This window comes from Gordonia metallireducens, assembly GCF_021245825.1.
GTDB classification, from domain to species: Bacteria; Actinomycetota; Actinomycetes; order Mycobacteriales; family Mycobacteriaceae; genus Gordonia; species Gordonia namibiensis.
This window is the reverse complement of record NZ_JAJQJP010000002.1, coordinates 299596-313918: the sequence shown is the minus strand read 5'-3', so window position 1 is coordinate 313918 and position 14323 is coordinate 299596. Positions and strand designations below refer to the sequence as shown.

At 66.4% G+C, this 14323-nt stretch carries 16 protein-coding genes; 8 read left to right on the top strand and 8 right to left on the bottom strand.

The genetic code is table 11. The features are described from left to right. Positions 1-312, bottom strand: a complete 312-nt coding sequence (locus LQD00_RS22815) for a hypothetical protein (RefSeq protein WP_308195911.1) — start codon at positions 310-312, stop codon at positions 1-3. 234 nt (positions 313-546) lie between these two features. Between LQD00_RS22815 and LQD00_RS01410 the strand changes: the two genes are divergently transcribed. From LQD00_RS01410 to LQD00_RS01400, 3 genes are all read left to right on the top strand, one after another. Further along, a complete protein-coding gene (locus LQD00_RS01410) occupies positions 547-918 on the top strand; it encodes a TraR/DksA family transcriptional regulator (RefSeq protein ID WP_232715322.1) in 372 nt (123 codons plus the stop codon). 118 nt (positions 919-1036) lie between these two features. Next, the gene (locus LQD00_RS01405; RefSeq protein ID WP_232715321.1) at positions 1037-2080 is read left to right on the top strand and encodes an NAD(P)-dependent alcohol dehydrogenase; all 1044 of its coding nucleotides are present in this window, start codon (positions 1037-1039) and stop codon (positions 2078-2080) included. Between the two features lie 112 nt (positions 2081-2192). Continuing rightward, positions 2193-2921: a lysophospholipid acyltransferase family protein gene (locus tag LQD00_RS01400; RefSeq protein WP_232715320.1), complete on the top strand. Its 729-nt coding sequence runs from the start codon at positions 2193-2195 to the stop codon at positions 2919-2921. Positions 2922-2930: 9 nt separating this feature from the next. Here LQD00_RS01400 and LQD00_RS01395 read toward each other — a convergent pair whose 3' ends face one another. After that, positions 2931-3281: a winged helix-turn-helix transcriptional regulator gene (locus tag LQD00_RS01395; protein WP_232715319.1), complete on the bottom strand. Its 351-nt coding sequence runs from the start codon at positions 3279-3281 to the stop codon at positions 2931-2933. Positions 3282-3378: 97 nt separating this feature from the next. Here LQD00_RS01395 and LQD00_RS01390 point away from each other — a divergent pair, with 97 nt between their 5' ends. Together LQD00_RS01390 and LQD00_RS01385 are read left to right on the top strand one after the other, a co-directional pair. Then, a complete protein-coding gene (locus LQD00_RS01390) occupies positions 3379-4038 on the top strand; it encodes an FMN-dependent NADH-azoreductase (RefSeq protein WP_232715318.1) in 660 nt (219 codons plus the stop codon). Between the two features lie 84 nt (positions 4039-4122). Next, complete coding sequence (locus tag LQD00_RS01385) at positions 4123-5196, top strand: YihY/virulence factor BrkB family protein (RefSeq protein ID WP_232715317.1); 1074 nt, start codon at positions 4123-4125, stop codon at positions 5194-5196. Between the two features lie 81 nt (positions 5197-5277). On the opposite strand, the gene LQD00_RS01380 is transcribed toward LQD00_RS01385, so the two are convergent. The 3 genes from LQD00_RS01380 to LQD00_RS01370 all read right to left on the bottom strand — a co-directional run bounded on the left by LQD00_RS01380 (position 5278) and on the right by LQD00_RS01370 (position 7345). After that, entirely contained in the window at positions 5278-6066 is a 789-nt protein-coding gene (locus LQD00_RS01380; RefSeq protein ID WP_232715316.1) for a thioesterase family protein, read from the bottom strand. A 121-nt stretch (positions 6067-6187) separates the two neighbouring features. Then, the gene (locus tag LQD00_RS01375; protein WP_232715315.1) at positions 6188-6823 is read right to left on the bottom strand and encodes an isochorismatase family protein; all 636 of its coding nucleotides are present in this window, start codon (positions 6821-6823) and stop codon (positions 6188-6190) included. Between the two features lie 102 nt (positions 6824-6925). After that, entirely contained in the window at positions 6926-7345 is a 420-nt protein-coding gene (locus LQD00_RS01370) for a DUF1622 domain-containing protein (RefSeq protein WP_232715314.1), read from the bottom strand. A gap of 158 nt (positions 7346-7503) precedes the next feature. On the opposite strand from LQD00_RS01370, the gene LQD00_RS01365 reads away from it, so the two are divergent. Continuing rightward, positions 7504-8751 (top strand): cation:proton antiporter, encoded by a 1248-nt coding sequence (locus LQD00_RS01365; RefSeq protein ID WP_232715313.1) that lies wholly within the window; start codon positions 7504-7506, stop codon positions 8749-8751. On the opposite strand, the gene LQD00_RS01360 is transcribed toward LQD00_RS01365, so the two are convergent. Further along, on the bottom strand, positions 8744-10219 hold the full coding sequence (locus LQD00_RS01360; RefSeq protein WP_232715312.1) for a flavin-containing monooxygenase: 1476 nt from the start codon (positions 10217-10219) through the stop codon (positions 8744-8746). The genes LQD00_RS01365 and LQD00_RS01360 overlap by 8 nt on opposite strands. A gap of 127 nt (positions 10220-10346) precedes the next feature. Here LQD00_RS01360 and LQD00_RS01355 point away from each other — a divergent pair, with 127 nt between their 5' ends. After that, a complete protein-coding gene (locus LQD00_RS01355) occupies positions 10347-10682 on the top strand; it encodes a hypothetical protein (RefSeq protein WP_232715311.1) in 336 nt (111 codons plus the stop codon). 10 nt (positions 10683-10692) lie between these two features. Here LQD00_RS01355 and LQD00_RS01350 read toward each other — a convergent pair whose 3' ends face one another. Continuing rightward, the gene (locus LQD00_RS01350; protein WP_232715310.1) at positions 10693-12483 is read right to left on the bottom strand and encodes a thiamine pyrophosphate-requiring protein; all 1791 of its coding nucleotides are present in this window, start codon (positions 12481-12483) and stop codon (positions 10693-10695) included. A 211-nt stretch (positions 12484-12694) separates the two neighbouring features. Here LQD00_RS01350 and LQD00_RS01345 point away from each other — a divergent pair, with 211 nt between their 5' ends. Further along, positions 12695-13351: a hypothetical protein gene (locus LQD00_RS01345; protein ID WP_232715309.1), complete on the top strand. Its 657-nt coding sequence runs from the start codon at positions 12695-12697 to the stop codon at positions 13349-13351. 64 nt (positions 13352-13415) lie between these two features. On the opposite strand, the gene LQD00_RS01340 is transcribed toward LQD00_RS01345, so the two are convergent. Continuing rightward, positions 13416-14210 (bottom strand): hydroxymethylpyrimidine/phosphomethylpyrimidine kinase, encoded by a 795-nt coding sequence (locus LQD00_RS01340; RefSeq protein ID WP_232715308.1) that lies wholly within the window; start codon positions 14208-14210, stop codon positions 13416-13418. Between the last annotated feature and the right edge of the window lie 113 nt (positions 14211-14323).

Sequence of the window (14323 nt, the reverse complement as noted above, 5' to 3'; positions counted from 1 at the left end):
TCACCGAACCCCTGTGTGCGTGCTGGGACTGCGCGACCATGGACCCATGTGGACACTCGCCCGCGATGAGGCTTCCGTCGTCGGATCAACCTCGACCGTGAACTCCTCTGCGGTCGCCGGTTCGATCGCGACCACGTCGAGTGTGGCGGTGGCCGGTTCGGTCGGCACCGTCGCGAGCGCTGCCGTGGCGGGGTCGGTCGGCACGGTGTCCAGTGCCGGTGTCAGCTCCTCGGCGGCTACGGTGGCGAGCGCGATCGTGACGGGTTCGGCGGCGACGATGGCCAGTCTGCTCGTCGCCGGAAGTTTCGCCACCGCAATCAGTTTCGGGGTCGCCGGCAGTGTCGGTGTCGTGGCCTGTCTGCTGTGCCGGCGATGCGCCGGGTGCGTCGGCTGCGTCCGCTGCACGAACTGCGTCGGCTGCGTGGGGTGCGTCAACTGTTCCGGGCTGCGCGGCGCCGTCGGTCTCCGCGACGTTCATGAGTGAACGCGATCGTCAGACCTGCGGCGTACAAATGGATCCGTGAGACGACACACCCGGGTGCGGTCGTGACCCAGTCCGACCCGCACGAATCGGAAGCATCGCTGACCGCCGAACGCGAGAGAACGGCGGCCCTCATCGAGTCGTTGTCTGCTCGCCTGGCCGCCGTCATCGAGGCGACCGCCGACGCCGCCTCGGACGACGAACACGATCCGGAAGGGACGACGCTCGCCGTCGAGCGTGGCCAGTTGGTGGCCCAGCTCGAACGTTCGCGGGTTCGTCTGGACGAGATCGACGCTGCTCTCGAACGGGTCGGTCGCGGAGCCTATGGTCGCTGCGAGACGTGCGGCGAGATCATCGATCCCGAGCGTCTCGAGGTGCTCCCCGCGGCGCGGCAGTGCGTGCGATGCGCGGCGAGGAATCCGTCCCGCCGCTGGTGAACACCGAACCACGACGCCGCGAGGATCGTGCCGAGTTCGCCAGAAGACGCTTGCCCTGACGACCGACCGAGTATACCGGAAGACGGGTTCCCTCTCCGCCGGGTCGAAAGGTGTGCGCATGAAGGCCATTCAGATCATCCAGCCGGGCAAGCCGCCGGAGCTACGTGAGGTCGACAAGCCCACGCCCGGCCCGGGACAGGTGCTGCTGAAGGTGACCGCAGCGGGGGCCTGCCATTCCGACGACTTCGTCCTCAACCTACCTGAAGAAGGATTCCCCTATCCCCTGCCGATGACGCTCGGCCACGAAGGGGCCGGCGTGGTCGCCGAGGCCGGTAGCGGCGTCACCGGAATCTCCGAGGGCACCTCGGTGGCCGTGTACGGAGCCTGGGGGTGCGGGGTCTGCCACTTCTGCTCGCGCGGACTGGAGAACTACTGCAGCCGGGCCGGCGAACTCGGCATCACACCACCGGGTCTCGGCAACCCGGGCGCCATGGCCGAGTACCTACTCGTGGACGACGTGCGGCACCTGGTTCCCCTCGGTGATCTCGACCCGGTGGCCGCGGTCCCCCTCACCGATGCCGGCCTCACTCCCTACCACGCGATCAAACCCTCGCTTCCAAAGCTCGTGGGGGGCACGACGGCGGTGGTCATCGGAGCCGGTGGTCTCGGGCATGTCGGGATCCAGCTGCTTCGCCATCTCACCCCGTCCCGGGTCATCGCCCTCGACGTGAGCGACGAGAAGCTCGAGTTCGCCCGCGAGGTCGGGGCTCACGAGGTGGTGCTCTCCGATGCGGATGCCGTCGCAAGCGTCCGCAAGATCACCGGAAACGACGGTGCGACCGCTGTCTTCGACTTCGTCGGCCTGCAACCCACTCTCGACATCGCGATGGGCGTCGTCGGCACGATGGGCGACGTGGTGATCGTCGGCATCGGGGACATGGTCGCTGCGGCGAAGGTCGGCTTCTTCACCCAGCCCTATGAGGTGTCGGTACGGGCGCCGTACTGGGGAGCACGTGGCGAACTCATCGAGGTGCTGGATCTCGCACGCAATGGTGTTCTCGAGGTTGCGGTCGAGCGGTTCTCACTCGATGACGGCGTCGAGGCCTACCGGCGGCTGGCGGCGAATGAGTTACGTGGCCGAGCCGTCGTGGTGCCTGACTGATCACTGCCCCACGTAGTGCAAGCCCGTCACCTGCGGTTCTTCGTCGCCGACGGACCGACCGGGTTTCGTCGTTCTTTGGGCAGGAACGCTAACCTACGGTACCGTAACTTACGTGGATGTAGAGCTCACCCAGTCTGAGGCCGTATACGCGCACTACCTCGATCACCAGCAGGATCGTGTGCGCGCGAAGTTGATGTACGGGGTGCTCGCCGCCAAGATCCGGCCCGTCGTGCGGTTCACCGCCCGCGATCGGCTGGTTCGTGCGGTCCGCAGCGAAAAGCCTTTGCTGATCGCGGCCAACCATGTGTCCGAGCGCGATCCGCTGGTGCTGGCGGCAGCAGGTTTCCGCTCGCCCCTCCGCCCCCGGATCGGTCACATGCGCGTGCTGGCGAAGGACGAACTCTTCGAGGATCCGGAACAGCGACGCAAGATCGACACCCTGGGCGGCATCCCGGTTTTCCGCCAGAAGGATCACGGTGTCCGGGCCGCCGCGGAAGCCGGTCGGCAGATGTTCGGTGTCTGCGTCGAGCGGATGGTCCGTGGCGACAGTATCGCCGTTTTCCCGGAGGGAACCTGCAACGAGGGCGACGTCACCCGGCTGCAGAAGCTCGGAACAGGCATCGGCCACATTGCCTACCGTGCGCTGAAAGCCGGTGTCGATGTCACGCTGGTGTCCGCCGGTATTGCCTACCCGCCCCACGGTGATCGGGCTCGTCCGATGGTGACCTTCGGAAACCCCGTCGACCTCGTCGACTTCAAGGACGAGACGCCCGCCGCACTGACGAGAATGATCCAGGGCGATCTGCAGGGCGTGGTCGACGAGGTGTGTCGGGCCGCCTGATTCCTGGAGCTACTCTGTCGCCGACGGCGGCAGGTTCTCCCACGCCCAAGCGGTGAGGGCGGTCAGCGCCGGCATGAGTGCGCGTCCCGATTCGGTGAGCTCGTAGGACACCGATACCGGCGGTCCCGGGTCCACCAGACGCTCGACCAGATTGGCCTCGGTGAGCTCCGAAAGTCGGCCGGACAGCACCGAATCGCTGATTCCTCCGACTGCGCAACGCAATTCGGCGAACCCCGCCGGTCCGTTCATAAGTGTCGCGATGAGAATGCCGTTCCACCGCTTTCCCAGAAACCCGAACGCGCGACGCAACGCCTCGTCGCATGTGCGGGGCTCGTGGTCGGGCGCGGAGATTTCGGACATCGACCACATCCTAGTCGTACCCCTGGCGTTCCAACGACGACAGTACTACCTTGTGACTAGTCACTTCTAAATACCTAGTCACTCTCGAGGAGATCGCATGTCCCTCTTCCGCCTGGATGCCAGCATCTTCCCCTCCACGTCGGCGAGCCGCGCACTCGGTGAACTCGTCGAACGAGAATGGACCAGCGCACACCCGGACTCGACGGTGATACGACGCGACCTGTCGACCGATCCTGTTCCCGCGACCGCCTGGCGCGATGCTGTGATCGCCGGGACGGTCCCGCCGGCCGACCGCGACGATCCGCAGCGCGAGGCCGTCGCCCTCGCCGCCGAGATCGCCGACGAGGTCATCGGTGCCGAGGCGTTACTGCTCACCGTTCCGCTCTACAACTTCGGTGTGTCCCAACACTTCAAGACCTGGTACGACCTCACGGTGACCGACCCGCGGATCGGCGTCGACCCGGCCGAGCTGCGCGGCAAGCCCGCGGTCCTGGTCACGACCCAGGGTGGCAACTACGACCCGGGGACACCGAAGGAAGGCTGGGACCACTCGACGCCGTGGCTGCGCCGCGTGCTGGAGGATGTCTGGGGCCTCGATCTCCGGGTCGTCAAACGCCAGTTCACGCTCGTCGGGGTGAATCCTGCACTCGACGCCTTCACCGAGGTCGCGGCCGAACTCGAGCTCGAGGCCGAGGAGAACGCGCGCGCCGCAGGTCGCGACCTCGCCCTGTCACGTGAGGTCGCCTCGGCGGGTTGACCGCCACCGCCGGTACGCTCCCCCCGTCTCGCCTGGTCAGGGCACGGGGAGTTTGGTCTGCGAATCCGGCGGCTACACCGGGGTATGAGCAAGGACGAGCAGACCATCGACAAGACCGGTCGGGACGTCGACGATGACCCGACTCAGGCCGATCCCGACGATCCACGCAAGCCGGATTCGCCCACCGATCTGACCAAACCGTCGCTGATGTTCGTGCTGCGCAAGACGGCCCGCGAGTTCTCTCGCGACCAGTGCACCGACCTTGCGGCCGCACTCACCTACTACTCGGTGCTGTCGCTGTTCCCTGCACTGCTGGCCATGGTCTCTCTCCTCGGCGTCTTCGGGCAGGGAGAGAAGACGGTCGACGCGGTGCTGACGATGGTCGAGGATCTGGGGCCGTCGGACGCGGTGGACACCCTGCGCGCACCCGTCGAGCAACTGGTGTCCGCGCCGAGTGCCGGCTTCGCCCTGGTGCTCGGTCTCGTCGGTGCTCTGTGGTCGGCATCGGGGTACGTCGGCGCCTTCGGGCGCGCGATGAACCGCATGTATGAGGTCGATGAGGGGCGTCCGATCTGGAAGCTTCGACCTGCCATGCTGCTGGTGACGCTCGTGGCCCTGATCCTCGCCGCCGCCGTCGCCCTGATGCTCGCGGTCAGTGGGCCGATAGCGCGGTCCATCGGCGATGCGATCGGCTTGGGCGATACCGCTCTCACGGTGTGGAACATCGTCCGCTGGCCCGTGGTGCTGGTCTTCGTCGTGGTGATCGTCGCCGTCTTGTACTGGGCCACACCGAATGTGAAGCAGCCGAAGTTCCGGTGGATCAGTGCCGGGGCAGTGCTGGCGATCGTCACCTGGATCGTGGCCTCCGCGGCGTTCGCGCTGTATGTGTCGAACTTCGGCAGCTACAACAAGACCTACGGCGCGCTGGCGGGTGTCATCGTATTCCTGCTGTGGTTGTGGCTGACCAACCTGGCCCTGCTCTTCGGTGCGGAGTTCGACGCCGAACTCGAGCGTGGCCGTCAGCTCCAGGCGGGCATGGCTGCCGAGGAGCGCCTACAGCTGCCGCCTCGGGATACCACCGTCTCGGACAAGAACGAGAAGATCCACCAGGAGGACATCGAGAAGGGTCGGGCCCTCAGGGAATCTCACGGCGGCTGAACGCCGCACTGCCCAGCGGAAGTTCTCGTATGACGTTGTGCCCGGGTTCCGGGCACAACGTCATACGACTCTCTGGGGCGCTCAGGCGAACAGTGCCACCGTCTGAGAAGCCTGGATGATCGGACGCGATGCGCTGTCCCACAGGGTCATCGACTGATGGGAGTAGCCGTCGCGGGTGAATGTGCTCGATGATTCCAGGAGCATCCAGTCGGTCGGCTTCGGCAGGTCGTCGGTGCAGATGTGCAGCGACCAGCTCATCGTGCTGACCGGTGCCCACTCGGTGAACGCGGCCGTCGTCGCCGGCGGCAGGGCGTCGGCGAGCGCGACGAGAGCAACCGCCGGATCGACTCCCTCGGCGCCGCGATGCCGCACCCAGGCGCGGAACCGCGGATCCCCGTCGTTGGCCAGCGGGACCGTGCCGCCCGCCCGAACCATCTCGATGTTGTCGACGAATGCCGGGCGAAGGGGCGCCGACGCGTCGCCGAACGGTGCGCATTCCTCGGGTGCCGGCACCTCGGGAGCACCGACATGGTCATGACTGATCGCGCTCGGACGCGGCTGCGCGAAGATCAAGGACGCGTGCGCAGCGACCTGTCCCCCGCTGACGGTTTCGACGGCCACGCTCGAGGCCGACCGCCCCTCGCGGAGCCGGCGTGCGGTGAACGTCGCGGAGTCGGCGACCGGCGCGCTGAGCAGGAATTGCGCCGACCTGAGCGGTGCCAGCGGCTTACCCTCGGTCAGCTGCGCGGCGAGAACCGACATGGCCGCGGTCAGTCCACCGTAGGCAGTACGACCCTGCGTCCACTGTGTGGGCACAACGAATTCAGAGGTCGGGTCGAAACCCGACACGAGTTCGGCGAGTGTGGGCATGTCAGGTTCCTCACGCACTATGACGACCGCTATAACTCGGTCCACGCTACTCTATGCCGATCGGCATAGACGTCCCGGGTAGGCGCCGGATGAGGTGGGTTCGGCGAGGAAAGTCCAGGGGTCAGTCTCCGAACGCGGCCCGTCCCTGCACCGCCGATGCGACCAGATTGTCCTTGTCGAGCGGCGCTCGCCCGGCGCTGGCCTCGATCCATTGCTCGGTGGTGGCGACCGCGGCGAAGTTGGAGTTGAGGATCGCCATCAGCGTGTTGTGAACCTGCTCCGCCGAGGCCTTCCCGGCGGCGTTCGCGATGTGGATGGCGCCGGTGGCATCGGAGATCACCTCGGCGGCTACGCCCAGTTCCTCGGCGCCCGTGGCGGAGGCCAGGTCGCAGTTGTTCGTCATGTAACCCGCCAACGTCACGGTGTTCACGTCCTGGGCCCGCAACCAGTCCGCCAGGTCGGTACCGGCGAACACGCTGCCGAGGTTCTTGCGCACCCGCTTCCACGACGGTGTCGCCCGCTCAGCCACCTCCGGGTGCAACTCCCACGATGGCGAACCCTCCGCGAACGCCGGGGCGTCGGCCGGATACGTGTGCTGGACCGCCACCACCGGGATGCCCTCGGCCTCTGCGTGGTCGATGAGGCGAACGATGTTCTGCAGGCTCGTGTCTCGGGGCGGGTACTGGATCGTCAGCGGGCCGTCGAAGTACTGGTTCTGGACGTCGACGAGGATCAGTGCGCGGCGGATCGTGGTCATGGTCGGAGCTCCCATCTGTGCGACGGCCGGGGATGTCGACCGTCCTCTCCCACTATGCGTCGCTGCGAAGTGCGGTCGCCACTGCTGTCGTGCCTCAGCCGATCACGACTCCTTGGCCGCACGACTCGCGGCCGCGTCCCGTGCCACCGCCTCGCCGAGCAGCTGACCGCCGTTGGTGAGCACAGCCCGCCGCCACGGCAGCGTGCCCTCGATCTCTATCTGGATGGACATCGACAGCACCGTCCGGATCACCACGATGATGCCGAGGATCAGTGCGTCCTCGATCGAGGGCTTCGAGGTGATCGTTCTGATGAGGTCTGCGGCGACGAGGATCTCGAGGCCGAGGAGGATGGCCGAGCCCAGGGTCGTCCGGAGGATCGAGAAGGCGTCGCTTCCGGATTCCTTGCGTGACAGCGACCGCGCGCCGAGGACGAGCGCGATGAGAAAGCCGATGACCATGGCCAGAGCGCCGAGCGCTTCGAATGCGACCGCCACCGCGGTGAAGATGTCCTCGAAATCCATGGCAGTCAGCCTATCCGCGTCCTCGCCCCGGCACGGGCGGTCGTCGCCGAGTCCGTTTCTCCGGTCGCTCCTGACGTGTACCGATCTCGTTGCGCCTTACCCGATCTACGCAGCCGGTCGGGATACGATCCGTCAATGCTGACACGTGGGCGAGGTCGATGACCCCCGTATTGATCGCGATCGTGGTGATCGTCGGGTGGACCCTGGTCGCGGGCCGGTTGTCGCGGCTCCAGATCTCCGGGGCCATCGTGATGGTGGTCGCCGGCATCGTGATCGGGCTGACCACCAACAACTCGATCGGCAACGCGCTCGACACCGACGCGGCCGAACCCGTCGTCGAACTGATCCTGGCTCTTCTGTTGTTCGTCGACGCGATCGAGGTGCGCGGCGGTTACTTCGCCGGTGAACGACGAACATCGCTGCGTCTGTTGGTCATTGCGATGCCGATCTCGGTCGCGCTGGCGACCCTTCTGGGTGTCGCTCTTCTTCCCTCGATGTCGGTCGGTGTCGCGCTGCTGATCGCCTGCGTGGTGATCCCGATGGATCTGACGCCCGCCTCGTCGCTGGTACGTGATCGGCGGTTCCCCACCCGGGTTCGACACCTGCTGAACATCGAGAGTGGCTACAACGACGGCATCATCGCGCCGCTCTTCATCTTCGCCCTGACACTTGCGGGCGACCACAAGCACGCCTCCTCCCCCGCCGAAGCACTCGAACAAGCGGTGCCGTCTGCATTGTGGGCTGTGTTGGCGGGCAGCGTCATCGGACTCCTCGCCGCGCGACTGACGAACTTCTCGATGCGCCGCGGGCTGGCCACCGAACAGTCCATCCGGATCAGCCTCGTCCTGATCCCGATCCTCGCCTACGGCTGTTCGGTACAACTCGGCGGCAACGGCTTCGTCGCGGCCTTCCTCTGCGGAATCGCCTACAAGGCGGCACGAGTCGATGGTCCGGGCGACGAGCAACTGCGCCTCGCCGACGACGTCAGCGCGCTCGCGGCCCTCACGATGTGGTTCGTCTTCGGTTGTGCCGCCGTGCTGGTCTTCGAACTCGGGTTCGTCTGGCAGATCGTCGTCCTGGCCCTGGCCGCGCTGACCGTCCTCCGAATCGTCCCCGTCTATCTGGCACTGATACGCACCGACATCGGCCCGCGTGACCGGCTCCTGATCGGCGTGCTCGGTCCGCGCGGGACCGCGTCGATCGTCTTCGGGCTTCTGGCGTTCAACGAACTCGACGGCATGGTCGCCAACGAGACGCTGTACGCGATGACCGTGACAGTCCTCGCGAGTGTCGTGCTACACGGCTTCGGGGTGAGTCTCGTCGCCCAGCGCTTGCACCGCCGAGAGGCGCACGGAACTCGGCGAGCCAGTGAACCGGACGGCCGCGAGCTCGACGACGCTACGTGAGCACCTCGGGCTGCCGCGCCCGGGCAAACCGTAGGTTCTCGTCGGCGACATCGCCCTTGAACAGACGGCGGTCGGCGTAGTAACTCATCGACATCACCCACGGTGCGTGCGGTCCCTGCTTCGGCAGGGTGTCGAGAGCGCGTTGGACGTAGCCGGCGCCGAAGTCGAGTAGCGGACGTGTGGCCATGTCCGGATCGGCGACCGCCCAGACCGCGTCGTGACCGTGAGAGTCCATGTAGCCGAGCAACTTACAGAAATACTGGCAGAGCAGACCGATCTTCAGTGTCCACGAGGCATTGGTGTACCCGATCGCCAGCGCGAAGTTCGGTACTCCCGACAGCATGATCCCGCGGTAGACGACGGTTTCCGGCAGCGACACCGGCTCCCCGTCGACGGTGAGGTCGATGCCGCCGATGATCTTGATGTTCAGACCTGTTGCGGTGACGATGATGTCGGCTTCGATCTCGGCACCGCTCTCCAAGAGGATCCCGGTCTCGGTGAAGGATGCGATCCGGTCGGTGACGATCGATGCCTTGCCCGCCCGGATGGTGCGGAACAGGTCGGCATCGGGTACCACGCACAGACGCTGATCCCACGGGTCGTAGGGCGGATTGAAGTGGACGTCGACCGGAAAGTCCTCCGGCAGTTGCGACTCGTTGATCTTCCGGATCATCCGCCGCGCGACCTGCGGGAACCGTTGACACAGTTCGAAGAGGATTCGTTGCTGGGCGACGTTCTTCTGGCGGGTGAGCGCGTAGCCACGCTCGTTGCCGAAGACCTTCTTGAGCGTGTTCGCCAGGGCGTCCTCGCGTGGCAGGGGGATGACATACGTCGGCGTCCGCTGCAGCATCGTCACGTGCTCGGCTTCGTCGGCCATCGCCGGCAGCAGTGTGACTGCCGTTGCGCCGCTACCGATCACGACGACGCGCTTCCCGGCGTAGTCCAGATCCTCCGGCCAGTGCTGCGGATGGACGATCTGGCCGCGGAACCGGTCCTCGCCGACGAAGTCGGGGCTGAACCCCTCGTCGTAGTCGTAATAGCCCGAACCGCAGAAGATCCATCCCGCGCTGATCTGTGTGCGCTCGCCGGTGTGAGTCAGTTCGATGTCGACCAGCCAGCGCGCGTCATCCGAGGACCAGGCGGCCGAGACGACCTTGTGGTGATATCGGATGTGGTCGGTGAGGTCGTTCTCCTCGATGGTCTCGTGCAGGTAGTCGAGAATCCGTGGGGCGTCGGCGATCGCCTGCTTGTCCGTCCACGGCTTGAACTCGTAGCCGAAGGTGTGCAGGTCCGAATCCGAGCGGATGCCGGGGTAACGGAAGAGGTCCCACGTGCCGCCGGCAGCACCACGTGCCTCGACGATCGTGAACGTCTTCGACGGTTGCTCGGTCCGCAGATAGCGGGCAGCGCCGATCCCTGAGATCCCGGCTCCGACGATCAGGACGTCGACGTGTTCTGGTGCGCTCACTGAAACTCCTGGGCTGTGCGGCGTGATACTGCATCCAGGATGCCTCAGCCGGCGGCGGGACAGCACCGAGCCCGGTCGATCCCGTCGAACCACGTTAGGAAAGCGTGTGTCCGGGTACGCCCACGACATGAGCGCAACACCTGAACTCCCGCTACCCGATTTCGACCAACTATCCGTCGGAGACATCACACACCGCATCAGGTCTCTCCAGCTCGACCAGGTCAGACAGCTGCTGGAACACGAGCGGTCCACCGCCGGCCGCGTCCAGGTGCAGGAGATCCTGGCCGCGCGGGTCGAACAACTCGAGGCCGGTGCGGAACCGTCCGCCGGCGACCCCTCCAAGGCGCCCCCGGTTCAGGGAGCCGACGCCGGGTCATCTGTCGGCCCGGACACCGCAGCGGAGGCGACCACGCCGCTGCGCCACGGTGTCGCCGAGCAGACGCCGAAGCGCGGTCAACCGTGAACCGGTCCCGCTAGCGGTGTCGGCCCGGTAGGAACTGTTCGAGGCTGTGCTTGGCGACGTTCTTCGCCACGTCCCAGGCGTCCTCGTCGCCCTTCACCAGCGCCTCACTCAGGGCTTTGGCCTGTTCGCGGGTCGAGTGCGGCGGGATGGGCGGCACGGTGGGATCGCACCGGACATCGAGCAACGCGGGACGACCGGCGGCCAGCGCCTCATCCCACGCCTCGCCGAGTCGGTCGGGGTCGTCGACGTTGATCCCGGTGAGACCTATCCCTCGGGCGAATGCGGCGTAGTCGACATCCGGAAGTGTCTGAGACGGTGGGAACTTCGGCGATCCGGACATCGCTCGCTGTTCCCAGGTCACCTGGTTGAGGTCGTTGTTGTGCAAGACGGCCACGACGAAGGTCGGGTTGTCCCACTGCTCCCAGTAGCTGGCGACGGTCACCATCTCGGCGAGCCCGTTCATCTGCATCGCGCCGTCACCCTCGAAGGCGATCGTGGGCCGGCCGGGATGCGCCCATTTGGCGCCGATGGCGTACGGAACCGCCGGACCCATCGTGGCAAGGGTCCCCGACAGCGATCCACGCATGCCGTCGCGGAAGACGATGTGCCGTGCGTACCAGTCGGCGGCGCTGCCCGAATCGGCGGTGACGATCGAGTCGCTCGGTGCACGCAGCGAGAACTCGTGGAAGATCCGCATCGGGTTCACCGGGTCGGCAGCGGTCATCGCCTGATGCTCGGCGGTCGACCACCATCGCGACACGTCGGCCTCCACCTTCTCGCGCCAGGAGCGATCGGGCTTCCTGTCCAGCATCGGGATCAGCGCGCGCAACGTGGCCCGGGCGTCACCGACGACGTTGAGTTCATTCGGGTACCGCATGCCGATCAGCTTCGCCGAGCTGTCGATCTGCACGCCCCTAGCCTGTCCGAACGGCGGAAGGAACTGCGAGTACGGAAAGTTCGACCCAACGGTGAGGAGCGTGTCGCAGTCGGTCATCATGCGGTGACTGGCCGTGGTGCCGATCAGACCGACCGATCCGGTGACCCAGGGCAACGTGTCGGGTAGGACATCTCGTCCGAGAAGGGCTTTCGCGCAGCCGGCGCCGAGGATGTCGGCGACCTCGGTCAGTTCGGGCACACAGTCACGGGCGCCCTGGCCGACGAGCATGGCGACACGCTCGCCGGCGTTGAGGATGTCCGCGGCCCGCGCTAGTGCACCTTCGTCGGGTACCGGGGTCCCTGGTTCGACACCGAAGCTCGACGGCACCTGCTTGAAGGCCTGGGCCGGCGGTTCGTACTCGAGCTCGAGGACGTCAGACGGGAAGATGATGGCGGTCGGTGCCCGTTCGGCCTGGGCGACCCGGATGGCACGGTCGAGTAGATTCGGCAGCTGTTCGGGCACCGTGCACATCTGCACGAAGTCGCTGCACACGTCCTTGAAGAGCGCGTGCATGTCGATCTCCTGCTGGTAGGCCCCACCGATCGCGGAACGCTCGGTCTGTCCGACCAGGGCGACCACCGGAACATGGTCGAGCTTCGCGTCGTACAGGCCGTTCAGCAGATGAATCCCTCCCGGGCCGCTCGTGGCCGCACACACGCCGACCTCGCCGGAGAACTTCGCGTACCCGACGGCCTGAAACGCGCTCATCTCCTCGTGGCGGGACTGCACGAACTGAGGGGCGTCGTCGGCGCGCACCCATGCCGACAACAATCCGTTGATCCCGTCCCCCGAGTATCCGAAGACCTGCCGAATCCCCCATTCGCGTAGGCGTTTCAGGATGACGTCGGCGACTGTCTCCGTCATGGTTCTCCTCTGTGTTCGACGATGCCGCTGTCGGCTCGGCGCCGAGGGCTTGCCGGTCGCATACCCGGGACGTCAGGTGCCGACACGTTCGGTCTGGCGATGACGCGCCGGTATCGAAGATCATCCACATCAGCGGATTTGGTTCGTTAGGGTCCGATGCGGGTGGGCAGTGGCCCTCCCGATCCTGAAGGTTGTGAACCGAGAGGAAGTCATGAAGCACAACAGCGTCACACGACGTCTGGTCGCAACGGCAGCGGCGGTGGCCATCGGAACGCTCGGCCTGGCGGGTTGCAGCAACGACGACGACAACGACAACACGTCCGCGGTGTCCTCGGCTGTATCCGGTGCGGTCGAGTCCGGGATGTCGAAGGCCGAGTCGGCCATCTCGTCGGCGGAGTCGGAGGCCGCCGATGACGACAAGAAGGTCGAACTGACCGCACCGGACGGCACGAAAATCACGCTCAGCGGATCGATCGCGGCCAAGTACGACTCGGCGACCGAAGCGCAGAAGGCCGATCTCGGCAAACCGCTGACCGGGCCCGATGCGGCCGGTGAAGGCGAGAACGGCGTCGTGTTCCAGCAGTTCGAGGGCGGTGTCATCACCGCGAAGAACGACGACGCGGACACCCCCGCCTACATCACGTGGGGCAAGATCCGCGACGCCTGGAACGTCCCGCGCAACGACGAGGGTGCGCCCTCCCCCGACGGCAAGGGCGGTTCACAGGGGCCGCTCGGTGTGGCCACGAGCGACGAGACCGAGAAGGACGGCGTCAAGGAGTCGACCTTCGAACACGGCAAGATCACCTGGACCGAGGCCACGGACAAGGTCGAGGTGACCGTCGACGGCAAGGTCGTCCCCACCGAGTGACCCCTCGACAGACCGAACCGCGCCCATCCGCTCCGGCGGGTGGGCGCGGATTTGCGTCGGGGCCCTACTGCTGTCCGTGCCAGACGGCGTCGAACGGGGCCGTCGAGCTGATGCGCCCGACGATCCCGCGGTGGGTGAACTCCTTGGCCGCGCGGACCGCGTCGAGGACGTCGGTGCCCTTGGTCAGTTCGGCGGTGGTCGCGGCCGCGAACACGCAGCCCGCGCCGGACACGCGCTCGTCGCCCACCTTGGGCGCGCGCAGGACGGTGATGTCGGTGCCGTCGAAGACGACGTCGACGGCTTCGTCACCGGCGAGTCCGACCCCGCCCTTGACGATGACGTACTTCGGCCCGAGATCGGCGATCCGACGAGCCGCTTCGGCGAGGTCGTCGACGCTGGTCAGTTCGTCCATGCCGGCGAGCGTTGCGGCCTCGAACAGATTCGGCGTGACCACGGTGGCCAGCGGGAGTATCTCCGCACGCAGCGCATTGTCGGTGTCGAGGGCGGCACCGGGTTCCTGCCCTTTGCAGATCAGGACGGGGTCGACGACCACGTGTCGCCAGGTCCGGGATGCCAGCGCCTCGGCGACCGTCGAGATGGTCGCGGGCGTTCCGAGCATGCCGATCTTGACGACCTCGGGCTCGTGGGCAACGGTGGCCGCCTCGATCTGGTCGGCGATGACGCCGGCGTCGACCGGAACGAATCGATGGCCCCAGCCCGCCTTCGGATCGAAGGACACGATGCAGGTGATGGTTCCGACGCCGTAGGTGCCGAGCTGAGCAAAAGTACGCAGGTCGGCCTGGATTCCCGCACCACCGGTCGCCTCGGAGCCGGCGATCACATACGACACCACTGACATTGCTCGATCCTTTCGTGGTTCGCAGATGAACCGGGTCCTTTTGTACACCCCCAGCACTACTCCACTCGCACTGGAGTCGGTCGTCGCGGCCTCCCGACCGCGACGTTTGCCCG